Source organism: Pseudomonas sp. MF5691, from assembly GCF_016405645.1.
Classification (GTDB): domain Bacteria; phylum Pseudomonadota; class Gammaproteobacteria; order Pseudomonadales; family Pseudomonadaceae; genus Aquipseudomonas; species Aquipseudomonas shahriarae.
The window spans coordinates 25955-50829 of the sequence record NZ_JAEKDC010000013.1; the positions used below are offsets into that span (position 1 = coordinate 25955).

Genomic DNA, 24875 nt, shown 5'->3' on the forward strand with positions numbered 1-24875 from the left:
GACAATTCAGGCAAGGAGCAGAGCAGTGATCAGCATTCGGGAAGCAACCATAGAAGACATCCCCCTCCTTCAGGAACTCGGCATGAAGACATACCGAGAGCATTTCTCTGAAATCTGGACCGCTGCGGGCATGCAGAACTTCCTGAACGAAGACTTCTCGACCCACGAAATGCAGAAATCAATCGAGTCGCCTGCCCATCACTGCTGGCTTATCGCATTCGACGAAACCAACCACGCCGTAGGCTTTTCAAAGGTCAACTGGTCCAAACCTATGCCCTTGCCTGGTCAGGTTGGCAGTGAGCTACAGAAAATTTACTTCCTCAAGTCACAGGCCGGCAAAGGCTACGGAAAGCAACTCTTGCAGCTTATCCACCAGTACGCAAAAGACCGTAAGGAAGGCTCTATCTGGTTGGATGTGCTGAGGTCCAATACCAGTGCACAGCGCTTTTATGAAAACTGCGGATTTGAGGCACTCGGCGAAATTCCGTTCAGTACCGACAAGGCCGACATCGGGATGGTTGTAATGCGCTGCGATCTTTCCCGGTAGACAAGGGTCACGCTTCTCATACCCGCAACGCATTACATCACCCAAGGAATGGCAATGAGCTTCGACTGGCACTCCGGCCCCATCACCCGCACCACCCCACTGGACAAGCACTACAGGAATACACAGAAGGTGCGCCAGTTCCTGATCGGCGAGTGCGGGGGGTCATTCAAGTTCGATCGGGCGTTCATGGCCTGGATCAAGAGTGGCGAGCCCTTGACCATGGGGGACGTGGCGGATCAGTGGAATCGGACTCGGTCATCCTTGCCTCAAGCACACCGACGCGGGAAAGAGTTGGATCAGTAACCAGCCCGCGACAAACAACCCGGCGCCAAACGTGAGGTGGGCAAGCAGGCTTCGGCGCCTGGCTCGGTTCGGTGTCGGCGTCTTGGCGGCGGCGAAGCCGAAACCAAAGGCGGGCTGCATGATGCAGAACGGTGCAAGCACGCTAATCAAGCCCGTCAGCAACGCGGGCATCAGCGAGGGGCTGCAGAGCCAGGCCTGCCCTTGGAATGCCAGAAGCACCATCGCGAAGACGCTGCCGGTGACGTAATGGAACCCCCAGCCAATCAGGCTTTCATGCCAGGTAGGGTGCGCAGCCACAATCGAGGCGTGGCGAAACTGTCCTTTGGGCATGTGGCCCAGCCAACGGCCGACAAGCCTGTAGTCCAGCGATGCGCTGCCAAATACCCGTGCTTGAATCAACGCTGACAGGTCCATGATCAACGTGGCCCCCAGCCCAACCAGCACCATACGCAGTACCATCTCAGCGGTTTCCATGTTATTTCCTCTTGCCTTTGGCCGGTTTTGATCCCGGCAGTCTGCAAGTTCAAGTCGACTTGAGGTCAAGCATGAAAGAAATGGATATCGGTGAAGTGGCACGCCGCTGCGGCCTACCGTCTTCGACCCTGCGGTACTACGAGGAAAAAGGCCTTATCCGCTCCATAGGTCGCCGTGGCCTGAGCCGGGTATTTGCTGCGGATGTACTTGAACGTCTGTCATTGATCACACTCGGCCAGTCTGCGGCGTTTTCCCTGGACGATATCGCCACCATGCTGGACGCGGATGGCCAGCCGGCCATTGACCATCAGCGACTGGCCGAAAAGGCTGATGAGCTGGACCGTACGATCCAGCAGCTCAGCGCCATACGCGATGGACTGCGGCGTGCTGCGGCCTGCCCTGCGGCCCGGCATATCGAGTGCGCGAACTTTCAAAAAATCCTGAGCGCTGTGAAGACGGGCAGCGTGAGGAGAAATACCAGCAACAGGTCTCAATCACACCTCAAGACCGCCAAGATCAAAGGGGGTCGAACCCCCTGAGGCGTGTCCACCAAGGTGCCCGACCAGCGGCACCCCGTTTCGCCAGTTGATGCCGCACTATATTTGGCATGCCTCTACGACCGACGCCCCCTGCCCTGCCCTTCGAATACCCTGCCCACCTTCGCGCCCAGGCCGAAGCTGCGCCGCGTGCGCCCGGCGTGTATTTTTTCTACGCGCAAGGCGATTCGATGCCGCTGTATATCGGTAAAAGTGTCGATATCCGCAGCCGTCTGCTGGCACACCTGCGCACTCCCGAAGAAGCGCGCATGCTGCGTCAGGCACAGCGGATCGAGTACCAGCAGACCGCTGGGGAAATCGGTGCACTGTTGCTGGAGTCGCGCCTGATCAAAGAGCTGCAGCCCCTGAAGAACAAGCGCCTGCGCAGGCAGCGACGCCTGTGTTCGCTGCGCATGCACCAAGGCAAACTCGAGATCATCGACACCACCGCGCTAGCTGAGGGGCCACAGTTGTACGGACTGTTCCGCAGCCGGCGCATGGCAATCGAAGCGTTGATGCTGCTCGCCGACGAGCATCGCCTCTGTCATAGCCTGTTGGGTATAGAGCCAGCCAACACAAAGGGCTGTTTCCGCGCGCAGATCCGTAAATGCGCCGGGGCATGCCGAGGCGACGAAACCCATGCAGCCCATACCGAACGTTTGCTGCAGGCATTGGCGCACTGGGCCGTCCACCGCTGGCCATACCCCGCGGCCATTGCGCTGCACGAACGCCATGGCCAGATGGAGCAATACCACGTCGTGGACAACTGGCGGTACATCGGGACTTATGCCTCGGAGGCCGAAGCCCGATTGGCGCCGGCCCTCCCGCCGCAGTCCTTCGATGCTGACAGCTACAAAATTCTTGTCCGTCCGGTGCTGTTCGAGAGCGCCCGTGTGGTGGTGCTGTCGTAGGTGGTGCCTTGCAGAGCCCGTGCGCCAGGAACCTTTTTCATAATCGGGAATCAGTGCTGCATGTTTTCATACCAACAACTCAGCGAATTCCCGATGATTCTCAGAAGATCCCTGCTCTGTATCGCCTTGGTGGCCGCCGGCTTTCTTGCCGGGTACGCCGCAAAACCCAATGATGGGCTGCAAGTAACCGCTGGCCAACTCATAGAGTGTGGCCAGGTGACCATTCCCACTCTGGGCATGTGAGCCATGTTAGGGGGACGGATTTATTTAATTAAACCAATAAAGCATCAGAGAAGCGGTCAGGCATAAAAACCCTCTCTCACAATAAAAACAAAGAAAAAGTCAGCATTGATCCCCTGGCGGAGGAACTCGCACAGAAAGGCTAATAGCTGATTGCCCTTATCCGATGGCCTGATTTAATGATGGTGGCTCCACAAACCTGCTGGCTAGCTGATACCCTTTCGGCTCAATGTGCGGCAAGACAAGGACGTGAACACAATGAACAGGGAGATCATCCTGATGCGCCATGGCCAGCCGAACCTGACCATGCTCGGCAAGGTTTCATTATTCGAAATGAAACACTGGATCGAACACTACAACTTATCTGAAATCACCCGCCAGCCCGCCCCGCAGGCGAGCATGCAACTGGCGGCGACCGCTCGAGTAATCGTATCGAGTAGTGCCCCTCGAGCGCTTTCCTCCGTACGGGCGTTGTGTCTTCAGCCTACAGTGGTAGACCCGGTGTTCTGTGAGGCACAACTGCCCCATGGCCGCTGGAGACTGCCGAAGCTCTCTGGGTTTACGTGGGCGTTTATCCTGCGTATTTCCTGGTTGTGCGGTTTCTCGGGAACGGTCGAATCAGCCCGCCAGGCCAGGCTACGGGCCGGCAAGGCAGCGCGACAACTTCAAGACCTTTCCAGCGCAGGGCCAGTCCTGTTGCTCGGTCATGGATTTATGAATCGAATGATCGGCAAGCAGCTCGAGGTTAACGGCTGGACTCGCCAGATTCGTAACGGAAACCGCTACTGGAGCGCAGTGGTCTATCAGATGAATCAGCAGTAAGGCCCGTCGAGAGAACGCCACGCGCGCTTCGTAGAAGCTGGTTTTTACGGATCATCTAACAGCCTCCAGGGATTGCAGCCTAGCTGCGCCCCCAGGAGCTGGATGACCAGCTGGCATGACCTGCAGTAGGCAGTCTATCGAATCAACGGAAGTCGAAAAGTTCGAAGTGAAGATTAGCTTTCGGAATTCGATGGAGATCCATTAGTTCATACACCCTGCTTAGTAGTCCTTTGGGGCCGCAAAAACTGATATGAATTTGGTGCGGTTTGGTTTGAGCCACCGCGTCACTCAAGGTTTCAGCCAACTGCTCAGTCCCCCCCGTATTGCGAACAAATTGCGCACCACGCATGGTGGCCATACTTTCCAACTCTTCGGACGGCGGGAAGGCGCGCGAGGGGGTGAAACAATAGACCAGCGTTGCCTTTTCGAAGTCTTTGGCATTCGGATCTTGCAACCAGGAAATAAAAGGCGAAATCCCCACACCCGCGCCGATCCAGATTTCTCGCTCGGCGTGAGAGACCCGTTTAAATCTCCCATAAGGGGCGTAGACAGTGGCAAGCATTCCGGCTTTCGCGCACTCGCAGAGCTTTTTGGTGTAATCCCCAAGCCCTCTGATAATGAACTCAATTTGCCCATTCGGACCGCTGGCGCTAGCGATCGTGAAAGGGTGAGGCTCACGCAACCCCTTTTGCTGCATGGCCAGAAACGCAAACTGCCCGGCACTGAAGTCAAATCCTTTATGGATGGGCTCCAGCGTCAAATGCAGCGCCCTGTTGCCCCTATTGACGGTTTTCACCCTGTACTCGCCAGCACGGGCAAAAAAGGGGTAAAGAACCAGTTTGTAAAGGGCTGCCAGCACACCCAACCCGCAGGACAGCGCCAACCAGAGGCCTGAAGGGCTGAACAAAGTGATCGGCGACTTGAAGCTTAACCAATGTAAAATCACGACCAGAAACAATGGCCCGGAGAGCTTGTGCCACCACCGCCACAGGCTGTAAGGAATATTGCGGTTCAACGCAAGAAGTACGATCAGACCTAGTGCTACATAGCTCAACTGGCGCACTAGCCGCGTCCAGTATTTTGGCAGTTCCAGAATAGGCACGCTGTTCCAGACATCCAGATTTGCCTTGAATACAAAGTGATACGTGGCGAATACAAGCGCCCAGATACCTAGCCACTTGTGTGACTCATAGACCCGGTCCAAGCCGCCGAATAGATTCTCAACTACCCTCCAGCGACTGGCCAACAGGCAGGAAGCCGCCATATAAACCAGTGCGCACGCTCCAAATATCAGGCTGAGAGTTGCCGAAGTGAGCCAGGTATCAACAGGTATTTCAATCAGCAGCGTTAGTGTCGTAATCACTAAGATACCGAGTATGCAGTGCCAGCTCTTCACCGTGAACGCTCCCGTTATGAATATGGTGTCGTAGGCTGAACCTTATCCTCCCTGAAACCGTCAGCGGCCTGATACGTTAGCAGGCTACTGAAATAGGAAGATGACCCAGGTCATATCTAGAGAGAACATGCGAATGAACCCAGCCGTGCGCGATTTCGCTCGCCACAGCGGTCTTCGGGAGCGGGGGTTCTGTGGGTCGTCCAGTGTAGGACTCACAGGCAATAATCTCTGGATTCGCCTTCTTGGCGCACTGGTCGAGCGAGTGGAAACTGTAATTGTCAAACCCCAGAAACACAAAAGCCCCGCATTCGCGTATGAATCTTGGCGGGAAACCAGGGATTCGAACCCTGGGAACGCTATTAACGTTCGCCGGTTTTCAAGACTGCCGAGTTAACTAAATAAATCAACACCTTAGCCATGTATCGTTTCCGCACTTGGTCGATTTTTGCTGGTCTGTAAGCCCCACAGATCAAGGGGCGTATGTACAGTTGCGGAAATGATTTACCCTCTCCCCCGGCGTCCTGCCGAACGAACACCAACCTTATTTGCAAGCCACCGACCATAACTGATCAAGCCTCGTCGTAAAGCTCTGACTCATCATCTCCCGGCGCCCCCCAGTCGAGATTCGTCGGCACGTTGGTCGAGCGCAGCATCCCCTTCATGACCTTTTCAAAAAAATTACAAAAACTGTAACGCACCGATTTGAGGGAACTCTACGTCTATAACTCTCATAGACGTTAAGGAAATCCCATGCCCTCATCAATATATTACCGCTTGCTTCGCCAGTCGTTTGAAGTCGAATTCATGCGCTGGGCTCTTGTATTGATATTCCTGATGTTTGGCTACACAAAATGGTTTGATTACGAAGCCCAGGCATTGATCCCTCTGATCAGCAACAGCCCCCTCCTTTCTTGGATGTACGGAGCGTTTGGCACTCAGGGCGCAAGTTATGCTCTCGGTGCATCTGAGTGGACTATCGGTCTCGGTCTGGCCATAGGCGCATGGTCACCGAGGATCGCGTTTATTGCCGCCGCCGCCTCCTCTCTTACCTATCTGACAACCGCCAGTCTGCTCCTAACCACTCCGGGTGGTTGGGAGGCTTCGGCAGGTGGTTTCCCAGCCATGGGCGGCGCCACCTCTTTCCTTATCAAAGACCTGGTGTTGATGGCCGGCTCGTTGGTGCTGCTCAAGAACGCGGCGCAACAACTGACGACTCAATCCAAACAGAGTGACACGGAGCGCAGCGATCTAGCCTGAAACGTTCGCTGACCCACTACAACAGAAAGTGGACCAGTGATTGGAAAGAAACTAACGATCAAGTACTTCGATTATTTCTATCTTTAAGGAAAGCAAACAATGCAGTGAGAGCGTTCTCACCGGCGGCGTCTCTAGGAGGATGTATGGTTCGAGTACTGCCTTATGGGCTGATTATGGCGGCGGTAGCCTTGGCGGGGACCTTTGCCCTGGCTGGCACCATTGAGAAGCAATCCAATGATGCCGGACTGCCTCTCCCGGCAGTGAAGCTCGCCTTTAACGAAAACGGTGAGGCGGCCCTTCCGAAAGGCTACCGCTCGTGGGTGCACGCCTATACAGCGTGGGAATCTATCACTGTAACCCCTCTAGACAACACCGTAACGAAGACGCCCGAATTCCATAGTGTCTATGTTGAGCCAAGCGCCTACCGAGCCTTCATGAAAACAGGGACGTGGCCGGAAGGTTCTCTGATGATCAAGGAGTTCAGTATCACTAGTATCGATCCGAAGAACTGCGATGGTCCGCCAGCTTATGTTTGCAATCTCGGCGGCAGTAAGGTCATTTTTGCCCACGGACAAACAGGGCTCAGCCTAATGCTCAAAGACAGCAAACGCTATCCCGGCGAGCCGGGCGGTTGGTCGTACTTCAGTTTTGGGCATCAGGCGCCACCCTATGAACAATTCTCTCCAGCGCGAGCGCGTGCTCAGTGCGCCCAATGTCACATCGACAACGTGGGCCCCAAACACGACTATGTATGGTCTGTAAGGCTGAACCAGCCTGGTTTTCAACGGGAAGGCGGCGCCGCAAAACTTAATCTAGAAGCGGCTTTCGACGAGTAGTCACGGCGAAGGTGTTCTATTTGGCTGGACGGAGACTTGAGATGTCAGCGGAGAAATCAGCAGCAGCCAAGTATTCTTTGAGCTACCGAGACAGGAAGAAAGCCGGATAAGCGCATTGGCATAGAGCGGTTAGCCTGGCACGACAGTGATTATTTGAGCTGAATAAATTTCTGCACTCCTTCGCGCCCTTTCTCCAGCAAAACGTTATTATATATCAAAAAATATCAACCCTCGCCCTGCTGCTTCCGTGACGGACGGCGCGATTACCTTTGGAGAGCTCATGAGAGCACTAGCAACACTTATCGGCGCCGTCGTACTGATTGCGCTGGTCATGTACGGCGCAGTCGCCGCCTATAAATTAATCAAGGAGAGAAAAAATGATCAGTAAGGCTTACGGTAGCATCATCGGCGCAGCAATCGCTCTTGCCCTGCTGTTCGTGTTCTTTGGAAGTTGGTACACGGTAGATGAAACAGAACGCGGTGTGTTACTGCGCAACGGAGCACTCGTCGGCGTCGTCGACCCTGGACTATCCTTCAAAACCCCGTTCATTGAATCGGTGCGCTTCATCAGCACCCAGAGCCAAGTTACCTCCTACGATGGCATGCAGGCATACAGCAAAGACCAGCAATCAGCAAATCTCAAGGTTTCTGTGTCCTGGCACATCGCACCGTCAGACGTAGCGAAGGTCTACACGCAGTTCAAAGACCTCGACGGCATCCGCGACAGGTTGATCAGTCGCCAGGTACCAACGCAGGTCGAGAATGTCTTCGGTAAATTCAATGCGGTTGCTGCTGTGCAGAACCGCGTTCAATTGGTAAACGATATATCAACAGCCATTAAGGCAACCATCATCGGGCCGGTAATCATCGATAGTGTGCAAGTTGAGAACATTGACTTTAGCGACGCCTATGAGAGGGCTATTGAGGCGCGCATGGCCGCAGAGGTGCAAGTAAAAACCCGCGAACAACAACTAGCCACAGAGCAGGTTCAAGCTCAGATCAGAGTTACTCAAGCCCAGGCGGAAGCAGATTCACAGCTCGCTCAGGCTAAAGCAGATGCCCAGGCCACCGAGTTGCGAGGCAAAGCAGAAGCAGAAGCTATCAAAGCAAGAGCTCAAGCGTTGGCCAGTAATCAAAACTTGGTTGAGCTGACCAAAGCAGAACGCTGGAACGGAGTGCTGCCTACTACTGTTCTGCCGAACAGCGCCCTTCCTTTCATAGACGTCAAGTAACCCTGTCTATTTCGCCGCCCCGCGCAGGGGCGGCGAGCGAACCACTGCTGTCTTCCTGTTGAAAAAAACCGCCCTACTCGCTGCATCGGGTATCACGGATGGTGGTAACCAACTCAGTCTTTCGCGTTCGAAAGATCTTGCTGCCTGGCTCGATACGTAAGAAAAGCAAGGTTCACGACCACAAGTCCACACACAAATGCGGACTCATAATTAGCCGCCCTTCATGGCCTGGAATGTCGCCCCTTAGCTCTTAAAATCCGCTGTGACAGCTAGAGTTGCCGCAGCACTATTCCGTGCTGCTTAAATGCCTGCTGTGGGACGCGGGCATGCACCCTGCTCCAAGCAATATAGAAAGGGGGCTACTATCTGGACTTCACCGTCCTTAAGCATTGAAGGTGGCGGCGCAGGTACGGGTGATGCTACCGAAATCAATGCCTGTACAGCAGGAACAAAGAGTTCCGACCCAGAATAGTTGATGATTTTCTGACGTGAGACGTTGCCTCGAGCGTCGACGAAGAATTCGGCTCTAACCAAGCCTGTCGCCCCTTGAAGTCGAGCTTGTTCGGGGTAGTACTTGTACAAGGAGAGATGGGTGAGCAACTGTTGCTCCCATAAGCGCTGCTCTGCCAGCTGTTGAGGGCTTGGGCCACTGACACAAGCACAAAGCAGTAAAACAATCACTATCCAGCTGTACTTCATGAGCGCATTTCCTTTGACGCCTTCATTCGCGAAGGGAGGCTTGAGATAAACGCATCGCAATGCCCTATCTCATGATTTAGCTTGCTGGATGTCATCGGTAACGGGGTAGCCCCGCCTTAACGCCTTGACCATCTCGCCCCACCTTTAAGAATCCTTCTCATTACACCATAAATTCCTGCCGGTGAACGGCCGGCGAGGTGATCACCCAGCAGAGTACGCCTCGCCATCCATAGACCGGTAAAGAGCCTTCCCTGCTGGGGAAGCGCGGCAAAGATACCCTCTACTGATAATCAGTATCAAATGATTCCTGCAGTTGCTCACCGTTTCAAGGGCATCGGCGTTTATACAAGTTTTGTGTGCTGAAAAGAGACGTATGCAATCTGTGCATCCAAAAGCTCTACATGCAAAGCAGCAAACTCCCTAAGGTCAGAGGCTCTCCAAGGCTCAGGATTGATCCGTAGATACTCCGTAAGGTTTTTCGAAGCAACTTCGACCTTGCTACTCAGCTCAGCAACCTCTTTCCAGTAATCAGACATGTTCAACCCTTAGAACTATGAATTTGGCTACCTAAAACTCCCCGCCGGCGGCCACAGGAGTTGCTAGGTACGAAATCCAAAATCATATGAACGCGGACTCGCATCGTCTGTAGGAACTGTCCGAAAACAGTCCTGACTGAATTTTCCAGCGAGAAACACCCGCCCTTCCCTATATCAATATCTGCTGCCTCGAGCGGCAAGGAAACCTCATGTACGCAACGAAACTCACCCTGCTCATGACGGCCATCGTGTTGTACGTGGCGTGGTCCACCTTCTGGTTTTTCTGGCAGGTGCCGGAGCTGCTCTCCACCGGTACCGACCAAACCCTGGTTGCAGCATTCGCAGGCACCGTCGCCTGGATGCTGCTCACCTTCGGTTTCATCATCCACATCATCAAGACAGCGCGGCCTACTGGCCCGCATGACAATCCCCGGGCATAGAGGTGCACACCATGGAAATGCAAAGCAAAACGCTTGCCGAGGAAGAGATCGCGGCAGTAACGGGCTACATGATCCCGTCCAGGCAGATCGAGTGGCTCAACAAAAACGGCTGGAAATACGTACTGACTCGCTCGCGCCGTCCAGTGGTGGGCCGCGTTTACGCCCGGATGAAGTTGGCCGGAGTGAAGCCATCAGCAGAAAACGTTGCGGCCGAAGCCTGGTCGCTAGATTTATCAAAGGTAGGATAAAAAGATGCGAGCTAAGAAGGCGGTAAAGTGTGGGTTGGGTATTACTACGACGGGAGGAATGAAGACGGGAAGCGGGTGGAGATACCGCTCGGGGGTGACCTGGAAATCGCAAAGGCTGAATGGGCAAAGCTCGACTGCAAGCCGGTACCGAAGAAAGGAGCCCTGCTGGGCCAGGTGTTTGACCGTTACGAGCGCGAGATCATCCCAGGCAAGGCGCCCAAGACGCAGAGCGATAATCTCCTGAGCCTGAAGCAACTGCGCAAAGCGTTCAGCGACGCCCCTATTGATGCGGTTACGCCACAGATCATCGCGCAGTACAGGGATAGCCGGACCGCCAAGGTACGAGCCAACCGGGAAATATCTCTGCTGTCGCACATCTACAACATTGCGCGGGAGTGGGGGCTCACCGAGAACAACCCTGCCGCCGGCGTGCGCAAGAACAAGGAGGCGCCTCGGGACTTCTACGCAACTGAGGAGATCTGGAGCGCCGTTTACGCAGTCGCAGCCTCGGAGCTTCGCGATGCTATGGACTTGGCCTACCTGACCGGACAGCGCCCCGCAGATGTGCTTTCGATGCGCGAGGCTGATGCAGTAAATGAATTCCTGCAGGTATCGCAAGGCAAGACGGCCAAGAAGCTCCGGATCCGCCTTACCGCTGCCGGAAACCTTAATGACCTGGGCACACTGGTCGAGCGACTGATAGAGCAGCGGCGCTCGCGTGGAGTACGGACTCCATACCTAATAATCACTGAAGATGGCCGGCAGGTGACCAAGCCGATGCTACGCCTACGCTTTGACGATGCCAGGAACAAGGCAATTGCCATTGCTAACGAGGCGGGAGACGGCGTACTTGCCGCGAGCATCCGGCAGTTCCAGTTCCGCGACATCCGACCGAAAGCAGCCAGTGAGATATTGGACCTGGGCGATGCCAGTCGCCTGCTTGGGCACACGGATAAGCGGATAACCGAGACGGTTTATAGACGTGTTGGTGAGATCGTAAAGCCAACCCGTTGATAGAGGATCTGACAGTAGTTGCGGAAAGCGTCTTAAACGATGCGGAAACTGTTAGTTTAAAACCCTGTCCAATTATCGAACGCCAGAAACACGAAAGCCCCGCATTCGCGGGGCTTTCGTATGAATCTTGGCGGGAAACCAGGGATTCGAACCCTGGGAACGCTATTAACGTTCGCCGGTTTTCAAGACCGGTGCATTCAACCACTCTGCCAATTTCCCTTGCGCAACACAGGATTATAATAGCCCATCCTGTCTCAGCGGGCGCCATAATACCCGAATGAAACACACTGTCAAACTCTCTGCATAGCTTGTTACAGAGCGTCTGTTATGATCTTTGCGACTGAACGTTTCAAAACTGAAGGAGTGTCGCCATGCGCGAACAGGATTACGCAGTTAATAGCAACGTGCAGGCTGAGCAGCTAGAGGTTAGCCGCGTCCTGCGCAATACATACGGCTTGCTCGCCCTCACCCTCGCATTTAGCGGCGTGATGGCGTATGTGGCGCAGCAGATGCGTGTCGGCTACCCGAATATCTTCGTGGTATTGATCGGCTTCTACGGCCTGTTTTTCCTCACCAACAAGCTGCGCGACTCGGCCTGGGGCCTGGTGTCGGCGTTTGCCCTGACCGGCTTCATGGGGTTCCTGCTGGGCCCGATCCTGAACCGTTACCTGGGTATGCAGGGCGGCGCGGAAGTGGTCAGCTCGGCATTCGCCATGACGGCCTTGGTGTTTGGTGGCCTGTCGGCCTATGTGCTGATCACCCGTAAGGACATGAGCTTCCTCGGCGGTTTCATCACGGCTGGCTTCTTCGTGTTGCTGGCGGCCGTGCTGGCGAGCATGTTCTTCCAGATCAGCGGCCTGCAATTGGCGATCAGCGCCGGTTTTGTGCTGTTTTCCTCGGTCTGCATTTTGTTCCAGACCAGCGCCATCATCCATGGCGGCGAGCGTAACTACATCATGGCGACCATCAGCCTGTATGTATCGATCTACAACCTGTTTGTCAGCCTGTTGCAGATCTTCGGCATCATGAGCCGCGACGACTGATCCCAGCCTCATCAAAAAGCCCGCTTCGGCGGGCTTTTTGTTGCCTGCGGCTTTATCATTGGCAAAGGTTTGCCTACAGAGTGTTCCATGAAGTTCGCGATTGCGCTTTTTTCCGCCGCCCATGCGCCCTCCTCGCGCCGCGCCCTGCAGTTTGCCCAGGCGGCGTTGGCCGGCGGGCATGAGATTGTGCGGCTGTTTTTCTATCAGGATGGCGTCTACAGCGCTGCCAATTCGGTGGTCACGCCCCAGGATGAGCAGGATATCGCCCAACAATGGCGCGCCTTCGTCAGCGAGCATCAGCTTGACGGCGTGGTCTGCATTGCGGCGGCGCTGCGTCGAGGGGTGTTGAATGCCGAGGAAGCTGCGCGCTACCAGCGCAGTGCGGTGAATCTGGACGCGCCGTGGGCGCTGTCAGGCCTGGGGCAGTTGCACGACGCCATTCAGGACGCCGACCGCCTGATCTGCTTTGGAGGGCCATGAAATGTCCAGATCCTTGTTAGTCATCAGCCGCCAGGCGCCATGGTCCGGGCCCAGTGCGCGGGAAGCACTGGATGTGGTGCTGGCCGGCGGCGCATTCGACTTGCCGATCGGGCTGCTGTTTCTCGATGACGGGGTGTTTCAACTGGCAACCTCCCAAGATGCCAAGGCCTTGCAACAAAAGGATGTGACGGCCAATCTGCAGGCCCTCTCGCTGTTTGGCATTGACGACGTGTTCGCATGCAGCCACAGCCTGGCGGAGCGTGGGTTGACCGCCCCTGATAGCGCGCAGCCACTGAGCAGCGAACAGATTTCCCAGATGATTGACCGTTACGATCAGGTGATGACCCTCTGATGTCGACCTTGCATGTGTTGTCCCACTCCCCGTTTACCGACAGCCGCCTCGGCAGTTGCCTACGCCTGTGTGGCGCGCAAGATGCGATCCTGCTGTGCGGCGATGCAATCTATGCCCTGCAACCCGGTAGCGCCCCCTTCCAGGCCCTGCAAGCCAAGGCCCTGGCCATCTTCGTGCTTGCCGAAGATGCCCAGGCCCGCGGCCTGGCGTTGCCGCAGTGGGCCAGGAGTGTCGACTACCCAGGTTTTGTGCAGCTGTCGATCGACCATGACAAGGTCAACACCTGGCTATGAACACCCTGACCGTAGGCCCTCACACCCTTGAGCTGGACAAGGACGGCTACCTGGTTGACCTGAATGCCTGGTCAGTCGAGGTGGCCAATGCCCTGGCGAGCGCCGAAGCGCTGGAACTGACCGACGAACACTGGGAAATCCTCAAGCTGCTCAGGGGTTTTTACCAGGAGTTCCAGTTGTCCCCGGCCACCCGCCCCCTGATCAAGTACACCGCCTTGAAGCTGGGCCCGGAAAAGGGCAACAGCTTGCACCTCAACCGACTGTTCAAAGGCACTCCCGCCAAACTTGCCGCCAAGCTGGCGGGCCTGCCCAGGCCGACGAATTGCTTATGACCGACTTCGCCCCGTTGATCACCGAAACTCCCGCCGAACACCCCTTTGCGCCGTTTGTGCGGATCCTCGGCAAAGGCAAGCGCGGCGCCCGCAGCCTGACGCGCGAAGAAGCCCGGGAAGCCATGGGCATGCTGCTCGACGAGAAAGTCGAGGACTCCCAGCTCGGTGCGTTCCTGATGCTGCTGCGCCACAAGGAAGAAAGCCCGGAGGAGCTCGCCGGCTTCACCGAGGCCCTGCGCGAGCGGCTCAACCCTCCAGCACTGACGGTGGATCTCGATTGGCCCACCTATGCCGGAAAAAAACGCCACCTGCCGTGGTACCTGCTGGCCTCCAAGTGCCTGGCGCAGAATGGCGTGCGGATTTTCATGCACGGCGGCGGTGCCCATACGGCCGGCCGGCTGTACACCGAACAGTTGCTGGGTGAGCTGCAGATTCCACTGTGCCGCAACTGGCAACAGGTCGAGACCGCTCTGGAACAAGGCAACCTGGCATTTATGCCACTGGGCGACTGGGCCCCGCAGTTGCAACGCATGATTGACCTGCGCAATATCCTCGGCCTGCGCTCGCCCATTCACTCCCTGGCCCGCATCCTCAACCCGCTGGGCGCACGCTGCGGCCTGCAAAGCATCTTCCATCCCGGCTACCAGGGGGTACACCGCGATGCCAGTGGCCTGCTGGGTGACAACACCATTGTGATCAAGGGCGATGGCGGCGAGATCGAGATCAATCCCGACACCACCAGCCACTTGTACGGCACCACCGGCGGCGCAAGCTGGGACGAGGAGTGGCCTGCCCTCTCCGCCCAGCGCCACGTCAAGCCCGCCAGTCTCGACCCCGAACATCTAAAGGCCCTGTGGCGTGGTGAGGTACAAGACAGCTACCCGCAATTAGCGCTGATCGCCACCATGGCCTTGGCCCTGCGCGGCCTGGGGCACCCACGGGAACAGGCCTTCGAACTGGCCCAACAGTATTGGGGTGCGCGCAACACATCGAACTAGTCGATAATTAACCCCGACCCTTTGCGCTATTTGTTCGAACCCAGACGATTAGACTGCACTCCAACGCTTACTAGCCAAGGAGTCAGTCATGGGTTTGCTGATTGAAGGACACTGGCACGACCAGTGGTACGAAAGTAGCGCAGATGGCGCCTTCCAACGGGAACAGGCGCAACGCCGGCACTGGGTCACCGCCGATGGCCAACCTGGCCCGAGCGGGGATGGCGGCTTCAAGGCCGAGGCTGGCCGCTACCATCTCTATGTTTCCCTCGCCTGCCCGTGGGCGCACCGCACTCTGATCCTGCGCAAGCTCAAAGGCCTGGAAAGCCTGATTGACGTGTCGGTGGTCAGTTGGTTGATGCTGGAGAATGGCTGGACCTTCGACAAGGCCCACGGCTCCACTGGCGACAAGCTCGATGACTTTGCCTTCATGCACCAGCGCTATACCGCCGACACCGCCGACTACACCGGGCGTGTCACGGTGCCGGTGCTATGGGATAAGAAGCTCAATCGCATCGTCAGCAATGAATCGGCAGAGATCATCCGCATGTTCAACAGCGCGTTCAACGGGCTGACCGGCAACACCCTGGACTTCTACCCCGAACCGCTACGCCCGACCATCGACGCGTTGAACGAGCGGATCTATCCTGCCGTGAACAATGGCGTGTATCGCGCAGGCTTTGCCACCTCGCAGCAGGCGTATGAAAGCGCATTTGATGAGGTGTTTGCCGAGCTGGATCAGTTGGAACAACACCTGGGCCAGCAGCGCTACCTGGCCGGTGAATACCTGACAGAGGCCGATGTGCGGCTGTTTACCACGCTGATTCGGTTTGACGCGGTGTATTACAGCCACTTCAAATGCAACCTACGGCGGATAGCAGATTATCCGAATCTGTCGAATTGGTTGCGAGAGCTGTATCAATGGCCGGGGGTGGCCGAGACCGTGGATTTTGCGCATATCAAGGGGCATTACTATGCCAGCCACCGGACGATCAATCCGACAGGGATTGTGCCGAAGGGGCCATTGCAGGCGTTTGATAGCAAACATGATCGAGAAGGATTAAGCGGTAAAGAGATCTGGCGCTGATGCGCCAGCCTCATCGCGGGCAAGCCCGGCTCCCACAGTGGGTCTGTGTGCAGCCGGGCGAACAGGTTATACCTGGGACTGGGCGCCTTCAAACCACTTCAACTTCTCACGCAACACCACCACTTCGCCTACGATCACCAGGGTCGGCGCATGCACTTCATGCTCCGCCACCAGGCGCGGCAAGTCGGCCAGGGTGCCGGTAAACACACGCTGGTTGGACGTGGTGCCTTGCTGGATCAGCGCAGCCGGGGTGTCCGCCGAACGACCATGGCGAATCAGTTGCTCGCAGATGACCGGCAAGCCCACCAACCCCATATAGAAGACCAGGGTCTGCGACGGCCCCACCAGGTCATTCCAGGGCAAATCCGAGGTGCCATCTTTCAGGTGGCCGGTGATGAAGCGTACCGATTGCGCATAGTCGCGATGGGTCAAAGGGATGCCAGCGTAAGCCGCGCAACCACTGGCCGCGGTGATGCCCGGCACCACCTGGAACGGGATGCCATGGGCCGCCAGCTCTTCGATCTCTTCGCCGCCGCGCCCAAAAATAAACGGGTCGCCGCCCTTGAGGCGCAGCACACGCTTACCTTGCTTGGCCAGGTTCACCAGTTGCTGGTTGATCTGCTCTTGCGGTACCGCGTGATCGGCGCGGCGCTTGCCGACATAGACCCGCTCGGCATCCCGTCGGCACAGCTCAAGAATCGCGGGGGCCACCAGGCGGTCATACAGCACCACATCGGCTTGCTGCATCAAACGCAGCGCGCGAAAGGTCAGGAGGTCCGGATCACCGGGGCCTGCGCCCACCAGATACACCTCACCTGGTGCATGGGGCGGCTTGCCGTTGACTTTTTCCACCAGCAACCGCTCGGCTTCATCACCTTGCCCCGCCAGTTGCCGATCAGCAATCGGGCCCTGGAAAACCTCTTCCCAAAAAGCCCGGCGTTGCTGAACATCGGGATACAAGCCCTTGACCTGGGCACGAAAGCGCGCGGCCAGCCCGGCCAATTGACCGTAGGTGGAAGGAATCCAGGTTTCCAGCTTGGCGCGGATCAAACGCGCCAGCACCGGCGCATCGCCGCCACTGGAGACTGCAATCACCAAGGGCGAGCGGTCGACAATCGCCGGGAAGATCACGCTGCACAAGGCTGGCGCGTCCACCACATTGACCGGCACACACCGCCGCCGGGCATCGCTGGACACTTGCGCGTTCAGCGGCTCGTCGTCGGTTGCAGCGATGATCAGGGTGCAGCCATCAAGGTCCGCCTCCTGATAACCGCGCACAATCAGTTCACCGCCACTGCCCTGCACCAGTTCACGCAACTGATCTTCAATCAGGGGAGCAACCACCCGCAATACCGCGCCGGCATCGGCCAGCAGCCGGGACTTGCGCAAGGCAATCTCCCCACCACCGACGACCAACACACGGCTGCCGCGCAGGTTATGAAACAGTGGCAGAAATTCCATTTAGCCGATGACCTCAACGCCCGCCATGTACGGCTTGAGCACTTCAGGTACACGGATCGAACCGTCGGCCTGCTGGTAGTTCTCCAGAACGGCAACCAGGGTACGACCTACCGCCAAGCCCGAACCGTTAAGGGTGTGGACCAGCTCCGGCTTGCCGGTTTCCGGGTTACGGAAACGCGCCTGCATGCGTCGGGCCTGGAAATCACCGCAGTTGGAGCACGAAGAAATCTCGCGGTATTTATCCTGGCTCGGCACCCACACTTCCAGGTCGTAGGTCTTCACCGCGCTGAAACCCATGTCGCCAGTGCACAGCGCCAATACGCGATACGGCAGCTCCAGCAGTTGCAGGACGCGCTCGGCGTTGGCAGTCAGGCCTTCCAGGGCTTCCATGGAGGTCGACGGCTCGACCACCTGTACCATCTCGACCTTGTCGAACTGGTGCTGGCGGATCATGCCGCGAGTGTCACGCCCCGAGGCACCAGCTTCACTGCGAAAGCACGGGCTGTGGGCCACGAACTTGATCGGCAGCTGTTTGGCGTCGAGGATCTCGCCGGCCACGATATTGGTCAGCGACACTTCGGCAGTCGGAATCAGGTACAGATCGGCTTCACCATCGCGGCTGATCTTGAACAGGTCTTCCTCGAACTTCGGCAGCTGGCTGGTGCCCATCAGCGCCGGCGCCTGAACCAGGTACGGGGTATAAGCCTCTTCGTACCCGTGTTCGCCGGTGTGCAGGTTGAGCATGAACTGCGCCAGGGCACGGTGCATGCGCGCGATCGGGCCGCGCAGCAAGGCAAAGCGCGCACCGGACATCTTGGCGGCGGTTTCGAAATCCAGGCCGCCGGTCAATTCGCCCAGGGCGACGTGGTCCTTGATCTCGAAATCAAAGGCTTTTGGCGTACCCCAGCGGCGCACTTCGACGTTGCCGTCTTCATCTTCGCCGACCGGTACCGACTCATGCGGCAGGTTGGGAATGCCCAGCAGGATGGAATCCAACTCGGACTGAATCTTGTCCAACTCGACCTTACCGTCAGACAGCTCGCTGCCCATACGCTCGACGTCCGCCATCAACGGCGCGATGTCTTCGCCACGCTGCTTGGCCTGACCGATGGATTTGGAGCGCGCATTGCGTTCAGCCTGCAGTGCTTCGGTGCGGGTCTGGACGGTCTTGCGCTGTTCTTCCAGCGCTTCGATGCGCGCAACATCCAAGGCAAAGCCACGGGATGCCAGGCGGTCCGCTACGTCCTGAAGGTTGCTACGTAACAGTTTGGAATCGAGCATGTCGGTCTCTCGTTTATCAAAGTTTGGTCAAGGACAGGCCGGCCCAGGTGGCGAGCAGCCCGCCGAATACACTGATGGCCGCATAGCCTATCGCCAGCGGCACTTGCCCACTTTCCAGCAGGCGCACGGTATCCAGTGAAAAGGATGAAAAGGTGGTGAGGCCGCCAAGGAAGCCCACCATCAACCCGGCGCGCACCTCAACAGGCACCTCCGGGCGTAACAGAAACAGGCCGTACAACACGCCGATCAACAGGCAGCCCACGATATTAACGGCCAGCGTCGCGGTATAGAAGTGTTTCGGCCAATTGGCGTTAATCCAATTACCGGTGGCAAAGCGCAATAAGGTACCGGCCACACCGCCAACAGAGACTGCGACCACCAAGGGAATCATAGTTTTCTCCGTTGTTTGGGGCTCAGGCGATCAAGTTGCGCCAGGTGGTTGAGCTTTTCCCCGATCTTCAACTCCAGGCCACGGGGCACCGGCTGGTAGAACGGTTGCGGGGCAAGCTCGTCGGGAAAGTAGTCTTCACCGGCGGCATAGGCATCCGGTTCATCGTGGGCGTAGCGGTACTCATCGCCATAACCCAATTGTTTCATCAGCTTGGTCGGCGCATTACGCAGGTGCAAAGGGACTTCCAGCGAGCCGTGCTCGGCCGCGGCGCGCAATGCCGATTTGAAGCCCATATACACCGCATTGCTTTTCGGCGCGCAGGCCAGGTAGGTGATGGCTTGCGCCACCGCCAACTCACCTTCCGGGCTGCCCAGGCGCTCCTGGACTTCCCAGGCCGCCAGGCACAGGCTCAGGGCCCGTGGGTCGGCGTTGCCGATGTCCTCGCTGGCCATGCGCACCACGCGCCGGGCCAGGTACAGCGGGTCGCAGCCGCCGTCGATCATGCGGGCGAACCAGTACAGCGCGCCGTCCGGGTTAGAGCCGCGCACGGATTTGTGCAACGCGGAAATCTGATCGTAAAAGGCTTCGCCGCCCTTGTCGAAACGCCGCCGGGTATCGCCCAATAGGCTTTGCAGCAGGTCGACGCCAATCTCACTATTGTCTTCGGCAAGGTCGGAGGCGTTTTCCAGCAGGTTGAGAAACCGCCGACCATCGCCGTCTGCCGCCGCCAACAGGATCTTGAAACCCTCGTCACCCAGACTCAGGTGGCGCTTGCCCAGCCCCTTGTCCTCGCTCAGCGCCCGCTGCAACAGCTTCTGCATCGCTGCTTCATCGAGACTTTTGAGCACATACACCCGCGCTCGCGAGAGCAAAGCGTTGTTCAGCTCAAACGAGGGGTTTTCCGTGGTCGCACCGATAAAAATCAGCGTGCCGTCTTCCACGTAAGGCAGGAACGCATCCTGCTGCGACTTGTTGAAGCGATGCACTTCGTCGACAAACAGGATAGTGCGCCGGCCATATTGCCCGGCCTGTTGCTTGGCGACTTCCACCGCCTGGCGGATTTCCTTGACCCCGGCCAATACCGCCGAGACCGTTTCAAAGTGTGCATCGGAGACCTTCGCCAGCAGCCGCGCCAGGGTGGTCTTGCCCACGCCCGGCGGCCCCCAGAAGATCATCGAGTGCAGGGCACCCTGCTCCAGAGCTTCGCGCAGCGGCTTGCCACGAGCCAGCAAGTGCTCCTGCCCGACATACTCATCCAGGTTGGTCGAGCGCAGGCGCGCGGCCAATGGCTGGGCAATCGGGTCACTGCGAAACAGGTCCATGGGCGGCTTTTTACTCCTGGATCACATCGGCACCCTTGGGGATGTCGAACTTGAACGTCTTGGCCGGGACCGACTCATTGGCCTTGACCCCGGTGAACAGGATATTGGTGCGCTGGCCGACACTGTCGATCAGTTGCATATCGTTGATCACCCCATTGCGGAACGACAGGCGCAGGCTGTCGAACAGCGTGTCCTTGGACTTGGGCTTGAGGGTGAAGTCGATCACGTTGCTTTGTTGCTTGGAGGTAATCTCGAAGCTCTCGCTGATCTGCGACACATCACCCGACAGCAGCAAGGCCGGGGTCTGGCTCAGGCGTGGGTCGAGGGTCTTGATGGTCGCCTGCTCCAGGTCCGGGTCCCACAGCGTGACTTTCTTGCCATCGGAGACAATGGTCTGCTCATTGGGCGCGTCGGTTTTCCAGAAGAACAAGCCAGGACGCTGCACGGCCATTTCACCGGCCGTTTCCTGCAACTGCGTACCGCCACCGTCCAGGGTCAACTGGGAGAAGCGCGCGGTCAGGGTCTTGGATTTGTCCAGCAAGTTGGTCAGGCTCGCGACGGATGCCTGGTCGGCGTGGGCCGAAAACGCGGTCAGGGCCAATGCCGGCAACAACAGCATGCGGATAAGACGCATGGGAGTCCTCATAGAATGATGTGAAAGGCGCGCCGCGTGCTGCCACGCGGCGCGAGGTCAGTCGCGCATCGGCCCTGGCGCGATGACTTCGCGCGAGCCGTTGGTGTTCATGGCCGTAACGACGCCGGCCATTTCCATGGACTCGATCATACGCGCGGCGCGGTTGTAGCCGATCTTCAGTTTACGTTGCACCGCCGAGATCGAGGCGCGACGGCTTTCCAGCACGAATGCCACCGCTTCGTCGTACAGCGCGTCGGTCTCGGCATCATCGTCGCCGCCACCGCTGCCACCGTCGAAACCGCTGCCGGCTTCTTCGACACCCGCCAGGATATCGTCGTTGTATTCCGGCGCACCCCGCAGTTTCCACGCCTCGACCACGCGGTGCACCTCGTCATCGGACACAAATGCACCGTGAACGCGGATGGGCAGGCTGGTGCCGGGCGGCATGTAGAGCATGTCACCATGGCCCAGCAGTTGCTCGGCACCGCCCTGGTCGATGATGGTCCGTGAGTCGATTTTGCTCGACACCTGGAACGCCATACGGGTCGGGATGTTGGCCTTGATCAGGCCGGTGATCACATCCACCGACGGCCGCTGGGTCGCGAGGATCAAGTGGATCCCGGCCGCACGGGCCTTCTGCGCGATACGCGCGATCAGCTCTTCAACCTTCTTGCCGACGATCATCATCATGTCGGCAAATTCGTCGACCACCACCACGATGGTCGGCAACTTGGTCAGCAGCGGCGCTTCATCGTGAATGCTTTCGCGCTTGTACAGCGGGTCGGTCAGCGGCGTGCCGGCGTCCTGGGCTTCCTTGACCTTGGCGTTGAAGCCGGACAGGTTACGCACGCCCATCTTCGCCATCAGTTTGTAGCGCCGCTCCATCTCGGCCACGCTCCAGCGCAGGGCGTTGGCGGCGTCCTTCATGTCGGTCACCACCGGGCACAGCAGGTGCGGGATGCCTTCGTAGATCGACAGTTCGAGCATCTTCGGGTCGATCATGATCAGCTTGGCGTCTTCCGGGCCGGACTTGAACAGGATCGACAGGATCATTGCGTTCACACCCACCGACTTACCGGAACCGGTGGTACCAGCAACCAGCAAGTGGGGCATTTTCGCCAGGTCAGTGATCACCGGCTTGCCGCCGATGTCGTGCCCCAGGGCCAGGGTGACCGGCGACTTGAAGTTGTCGTATTCCGGGGTCGACAGCACTTCGGAGAAGCGCACGATCTGCCGGTCTTCGTTGGGAATCTCGATACCCACGGTGGTTTTGCCGGGGATCACTTCCACCACCCGCACGCTGGTAACCGCCAGGGAGCGCGCCAGGTCTTTGGCCAGGTTGGCGATACGGCTGACCTTGACCCCTGCGGCCGGCTGGATTTCGTAACGGGTAATCACCGGGCCGGGGTGGATCGAATCCACCGACACTTCGACGCCAAACTCCTTGAGTTTGATTTCCAGCAGATGGCCGACGGCCGCCAGGGATTCCGGGGAATAGTTGAGTTGTTTCTTTTCCGCCGGATCGAGGATCGAGATCGGCGGCAAGGTGCCCTCGACGGCGCTGTCGATAAACAGCGGCGCCTGCTTTTCCTTTTGCACGCGATGGCTTGGCTCGGGCGCCTTGACCGGCGCCGGGGCGATAACCGGCGGCACTTGCTTCTCGCGGTCGGACATGTGCTTGGTCAGGGCCTGCTCGCGCTCGATCAGGCGCTCCTTGACCTTGGCCTGCTCACGGCGATCCGGCGTACTCGGGGCCACCACTTCGTTGACCCGGGTGTCGACTTCACGCAATTGCGCGACCATGCGCTTGCGGTCCACACGGGCGGCCCACCAGCGGTTGGCGGCACCCTGGAACAACTCGAACAGATCGAGGGTGATCTTGCCGGTCACGTCCATGACCTTGAACCACGACAAGTCGGTAAATACCGTCAGGCCAAACAGGAACAGGGCAATGAACGTCAGCGTGCTGCCCTGGATATTCAGGGTCCTGCGGGCCAGGTCACCCAGGCTTTCGCCCAAGGCACCGCCCGCGCCAGCCGGCAGGCCGGTCGGTGCATGGAAGTGAATATGCGCCAGGGCCGCGCCCGACAGCACCAGGAACACCAGGCCGATCAGGCGCCAGGAGAACAGCCAGCCGCTCCACTGCCACGGCTCATGGCGCTGGCGGAAGATCTGCCAGGTCTTGATCGCCAGCAACAACGGGAAGATATAGGCGAAATAGCCCAGGATCATGAACAGGATATCGGCGCTGTAGGAGCCCACAGGCCCGCCGAAGTTCTGCACATCGTCGATCTTGCTGTTATGGCTCCAGCCCGGATCGTCCTTGCCATAGGTCAGCAAGGCCATCATCAGGAACAGGCATAAAGCACCGATGGCAATCAGCGCGCCTTCCTTGAGCCGATAGTGCAGGTGCTGGCGCCAGGCCGGTACTACTGCTGTTTTGGGTGCTGCGGCGGATTTCTTCAAAACGGGTCTTTTCCTGCGCCTTAAGCGCGTCCAACAGTTGAATGACTATAAAAATACTGCCCAATCCGGACAGATGAAAAGTGAATGAGCGTCGTCAAGCGTCCTTTAACACTCCGAGATTGAATCATGCGCCGACGTTAACGCCAGCCCACAAGGACATAGTGCCGCCATTGTACGGGTTTGTGTGCCCGTTGCCACGCTGCCGGCTTCGCTCATGGAGCATCATCCGGCGCATTGCCGATGCATTTCAATTTGAGCATGCATTGTCTTTACTGACAAAGGCTTATGAGCTGTTTTTATCAGACTGGACAAGCTTTACCCAGCATTCCCGCTCAACGGATGGCGACATGACGCGATTACGACCGCATCACCGCTATAGAGTTGCAGAAACACCCGCTCATGCATCAGGGTACGGATTACATGATCGGGCTGGCCGAGTGGCGCCGGCTCGACAATAATCACTGCTTAACGCGGCGGGCCCCGGCCTGTCACCGCCCTCCCCTTCTGTAAGCCTGAATACCATGCTCACCTGGTTGCAACGCAACACCTTGACGTTTCCACCGCTGGCCAAAGCCATGCGTGAACCCAACGGCCTGCTGGCTGCCGGTGGCGACCTGTCCGCCGACCGCCTGGTCCAGGCCTATCGCCACGGCTGTTTCCCCTGGTTCTCCGAAGGCCAGCCCATCCTATGGTGGTCGCCAGACCCACGCACGGTGCTGTTCCCCGCCGAACTGCACGTGTCCCGCAGCCTCGCCAAGCTGCTGCGCCAGCAACGCTACGAGGTCACCTTCGACCAGGACTTCGCCGCTGTCATACAGGCCTGTGCTGCGCCACGCAGCTATGCAGACGGCACCTGGATCACCGAAGCCATGCAGAACGCCTATCTGCAACTGCACCAACGGGGCTACGCCCATTCCGTTGAAGTCTGGGACCAGGGCGAACTGGTCGGCGGCCTGTATGGCCTGGCCATGGGCCAGTTGTTTTTTGGCGAGTCGATGTTCAGTCGCGCAGACAATGCCTCGAAATATGGCTTTGCCACGCTCGTCAGGCAATTGCAGGCCTGGGGTTTTGTGCTGATCGACTGCCAGATGCCCACCGATCACCTGCACAGCCTCGGCGCCCGCGCCATTCCCCGCAGCGACTTTGCCGGTTACCTGCGCGACCATCTTGATCAAGCCAGCAGTGGGCCGTGGGTTTCTTAGGCGACATGCGCGCACCTGGCTTACACTTATTTCAAAGCTTATCCG

The 24875-nt window shown here is 58.0% G+C and carries 28 protein-coding genes, 1 tRNA gene and 1 pseudogene; 19 read left to right on the forward strand and 11 right to left on the reverse strand.

The window, feature by feature from the left end:
- The first annotated feature begins 25 nt into the window (after positions 1–25).
- Both JFT44_RS18570 and JFT44_RS28745 read left to right on the forward strand, forming a co-directional pair.
- Entirely contained in the window at positions 26–547 is a 522-nt protein-coding gene (locus JFT44_RS18570) for a GNAT family N-acetyltransferase (protein WP_169989999.1), read from the forward strand.
- Between the two features lie 54 nt (positions 548–601).
- The gene (locus tag JFT44_RS28745; RefSeq protein WP_222933367.1) at positions 602–850 is read left to right on the forward strand and encodes a DUF6434 domain-containing protein; all 249 of its coding nucleotides are present in this window, start codon (positions 602–604) and stop codon (positions 848–850) included.
- On the opposite strand, the gene JFT44_RS18575 is transcribed toward JFT44_RS28745, so the two are convergent.
- The gene (locus tag JFT44_RS18575) at positions 803–1324 is read right to left on the reverse strand and encodes a DUF2938 domain-containing protein (protein WP_169990000.1); all 522 of its coding nucleotides are present in this window, start codon (positions 1322–1324) and stop codon (positions 803–805) included. The genes JFT44_RS28745 and JFT44_RS18575 overlap by 48 nt on opposite strands.
- A gap of 71 nt (positions 1325–1395) precedes the next feature.
- Between JFT44_RS18575 and JFT44_RS18580 the strand changes: the two genes are divergently transcribed.
- The 3 genes from JFT44_RS18580 (at position 1396) to JFT44_RS18590 (ending at position 3833) form a co-directional block, all read left to right on the forward strand.
- Positions 1396–1863 carry a helix-turn-helix domain-containing protein gene (locus tag JFT44_RS18580; protein ID WP_057959916.1) on the forward strand — a complete coding sequence of 156 codons (468 nt, stop codon included), beginning with the start codon at positions 1396–1398 and terminating at the stop codon, positions 1861–1863.
- Positions 1864–1931: 68 nt separating this feature from the next.
- Positions 1932–2771 carry an endonuclease gene (locus tag JFT44_RS18585; protein WP_169990002.1) on the forward strand — a complete coding sequence of 280 codons (840 nt, stop codon included), beginning with the start codon at positions 1932–1934 and terminating at the stop codon, positions 2769–2771.
- Between the two features lie 498 nt (positions 2772–3269).
- Positions 3270–3833: a histidine phosphatase family protein gene (locus tag JFT44_RS18590; protein WP_198831016.1), complete on the forward strand. Its 564-nt coding sequence runs from the start codon at positions 3270–3272 to the stop codon at positions 3831–3833.
- Between the two features lie 142 nt (positions 3834–3975).
- On the opposite strand, the gene JFT44_RS18595 is transcribed toward JFT44_RS18590, so the two are convergent.
- Both JFT44_RS18595 and JFT44_RS29205 read right to left on the reverse strand, forming a co-directional pair.
- Positions 3976–5229 (reverse strand): ferric reductase-like transmembrane domain-containing protein, encoded by a 1254-nt coding sequence (locus tag JFT44_RS18595; RefSeq protein WP_198831017.1) that lies wholly within the window; start codon positions 5227–5229, stop codon positions 3976–3978.
- Positions 5230–5770: 541 nt separating this feature from the next.
- Positions 5771–5858: pseudogene (locus tag JFT44_RS29205) on the reverse strand (DUF4113 domain-containing protein); the annotation flags it as partial.
- A gap of 121 nt (positions 5859–5979) precedes the next feature.
- Here JFT44_RS29205 and JFT44_RS18600 point away from each other — a divergent pair.
- The 3 genes from JFT44_RS18600 (at position 5980) to JFT44_RS18610 (ending at position 8554) form a co-directional block, all read left to right on the forward strand.
- Positions 5980–6486 (forward strand): YkgB family protein, encoded by a 507-nt coding sequence (locus JFT44_RS18600; RefSeq protein WP_198831018.1) that lies wholly within the window; start codon positions 5980–5982, stop codon positions 6484–6486.
- A gap of 143 nt (positions 6487–6629) precedes the next feature.
- Positions 6630–7322 (forward strand): cytochrome P460 family protein, encoded by a 693-nt coding sequence (locus tag JFT44_RS18605; protein ID WP_057959922.1) that lies wholly within the window; start codon positions 6630–6632, stop codon positions 7320–7322.
- Positions 7323–7699: 377 nt separating this feature from the next.
- Positions 7700–8554 carry an SPFH domain-containing protein gene (locus tag JFT44_RS18610; RefSeq protein ID WP_057959923.1) on the forward strand — a complete coding sequence of 285 codons (855 nt, stop codon included), beginning with the start codon at positions 7700–7702 and terminating at the stop codon, positions 8552–8554.
- Between the two features lie 300 nt (positions 8555–8854).
- On the opposite strand, the gene JFT44_RS18615 is transcribed toward JFT44_RS18610, so the two are convergent.
- Positions 8855–9253 (reverse strand): TonB family protein, encoded by a 399-nt coding sequence (locus JFT44_RS18615; RefSeq protein ID WP_198831019.1) that lies wholly within the window; start codon positions 9251–9253, stop codon positions 8855–8857.
- A 745-nt stretch (positions 9254–9998) separates the two neighbouring features.
- On the opposite strand from JFT44_RS18615, the gene JFT44_RS18620 reads away from it, so the two are divergent.
- Genes JFT44_RS18620 through JFT44_RS18630 form a run of 3 tightly spaced genes read left to right on the forward strand, consistent with a single transcriptional unit; the run spans position 9999 to position 11491 of the window.
- Entirely contained in the window at positions 9999–10229 is a 231-nt protein-coding gene (locus JFT44_RS18620; protein WP_198831020.1) for a hypothetical protein, read from the forward strand.
- Positions 10230–10240: 11 nt separating this feature from the next.
- Positions 10241–10477 (forward strand): DUF4224 domain-containing protein, encoded by a 237-nt coding sequence (locus tag JFT44_RS18625; RefSeq protein ID WP_198831021.1) that lies wholly within the window; start codon positions 10241–10243, stop codon positions 10475–10477.
- Positions 10478–10504: 27 nt separating this feature from the next.
- Positions 10505–11491, forward strand: a complete 987-nt coding sequence (locus JFT44_RS18630; protein ID WP_307830299.1) for a tyrosine-type recombinase/integrase — start codon at positions 10505–10507, stop codon at positions 11489–11491.
- Between the two features lie 128 nt (positions 11492–11619).
- Here the strand turns inward: JFT44_RS18630 and JFT44_RS18635 are convergent.
- Positions 11620–11710: transfer RNA gene (locus JFT44_RS18635), tRNA-Ser, on the reverse strand.
- Positions 11711–11862: 152 nt separating this feature from the next.
- Here JFT44_RS18635 and JFT44_RS18640 point away from each other — a divergent pair.
- The 7 genes from JFT44_RS18640 (at position 11863) to JFT44_RS18670 (ending at position 16073) form a co-directional block, all read left to right on the forward strand.
- Complete coding sequence (locus JFT44_RS18640) at positions 11863–12534, forward strand: Bax inhibitor-1/YccA family protein (protein WP_029293588.1); 672 nt, start codon at positions 11863–11865, stop codon at positions 12532–12534.
- Between the two features lie 87 nt (positions 12535–12621).
- Entirely contained in the window at positions 12622–13014 is a 393-nt protein-coding gene (gene tusD, locus JFT44_RS18645) for a sulfurtransferase complex subunit TusD (protein ID WP_057960002.1), read from the forward strand.
- A 1-nt stretch (position 13015) separates the two neighbouring features.
- Complete coding sequence (gene tusC / locus JFT44_RS18650) at positions 13016–13366, forward strand: sulfurtransferase complex subunit TusC (RefSeq protein ID WP_057441431.1); 351 nt, start codon at positions 13016–13018, stop codon at positions 13364–13366.
- Entirely contained in the window at positions 13366–13659 is a 294-nt protein-coding gene (tusB, locus tag JFT44_RS18655) for a sulfurtransferase complex subunit TusB (protein WP_128593583.1), read from the forward strand. Before tusC ends, tusB begins: the two co-directional genes overlap by 1 nt.
- Complete coding sequence (locus JFT44_RS18660) at positions 13656–13991, forward strand: TusE/DsrC/DsvC family sulfur relay protein (RefSeq protein ID WP_057441427.1); 336 nt, start codon at positions 13656–13658, stop codon at positions 13989–13991. Before tusB ends, JFT44_RS18660 begins: the two co-directional genes overlap by 4 nt.
- Entirely contained in the window at positions 13988–14989 is a 1002-nt protein-coding gene (locus JFT44_RS18665; protein ID WP_198831023.1) for a glycosyl transferase family protein, read from the forward strand. Before JFT44_RS18660 ends, JFT44_RS18665 begins: the two co-directional genes overlap by 4 nt.
- 88 nt (positions 14990–15077) lie before the next feature.
- Positions 15078–16073, forward strand: coding sequence for a glutathione S-transferase family protein (locus JFT44_RS18670; RefSeq protein WP_120733461.1), 996 nt, complete (start codon positions 15078–15080; stop codon positions 16071–16073).
- Positions 16074–16139: 66 nt separating this feature from the next.
- Here the strand turns inward: JFT44_RS18670 and cysG are convergent, their stop codons facing one another.
- From cysG to JFT44_RS18700, 6 genes are read right to left on the reverse strand one after another with little or no spacing between them, the layout of a single operon-like run.
- Complete coding sequence (gene cysG, locus JFT44_RS18675) at positions 16140–17534, reverse strand: siroheme synthase CysG (RefSeq protein WP_057960007.1); 1395 nt, start codon at positions 17532–17534, stop codon at positions 16140–16142.
- Entirely contained in the window at positions 17535–18815 is a 1281-nt protein-coding gene (serS, locus tag JFT44_RS18680; RefSeq protein ID WP_057441423.1) for a serine--tRNA ligase, read from the reverse strand.
- A 16-nt stretch (positions 18816–18831) separates the two neighbouring features.
- Positions 18832–19206: a fluoride efflux transporter CrcB gene (gene crcB, locus JFT44_RS18685; RefSeq protein ID WP_057441422.1), complete on the reverse strand. Its 375-nt coding sequence runs from the start codon at positions 19204–19206 to the stop codon at positions 18832–18834.
- Complete coding sequence (locus JFT44_RS18690; protein ID WP_057960008.1) at positions 19203–20528, reverse strand: replication-associated recombination protein A; 1326 nt, start codon at positions 20526–20528, stop codon at positions 19203–19205. Before JFT44_RS18690 ends, crcB begins: the two co-directional genes overlap by 4 nt.
- A gap of 10 nt (positions 20529–20538) precedes the next feature.
- Positions 20539–21162, reverse strand: coding sequence for an outer membrane lipoprotein chaperone LolA (lolA, locus tag JFT44_RS18695; RefSeq protein WP_057960009.1), 624 nt, complete (start codon positions 21160–21162; stop codon positions 20539–20541).
- Positions 21163–21219: 57 nt separating this feature from the next.
- A complete protein-coding gene (locus JFT44_RS18700; protein ID WP_057441416.1) occupies positions 21220–23628 on the reverse strand; it encodes a DNA translocase FtsK in 2409 nt (802 codons plus the stop codon).
- A 521-nt stretch (positions 23629–24149) separates the two neighbouring features.
- On the opposite strand from JFT44_RS18700, the gene aat reads away from it, so the two are divergent.
- Positions 24150–24830, forward strand: coding sequence for a leucyl/phenylalanyl-tRNA--protein transferase (aat, locus tag JFT44_RS18705; protein WP_057441414.1), 681 nt, complete (start codon positions 24150–24152; stop codon positions 24828–24830).
- The last annotated feature ends 45 nt before the right edge of the window (positions 24831–24875 follow it).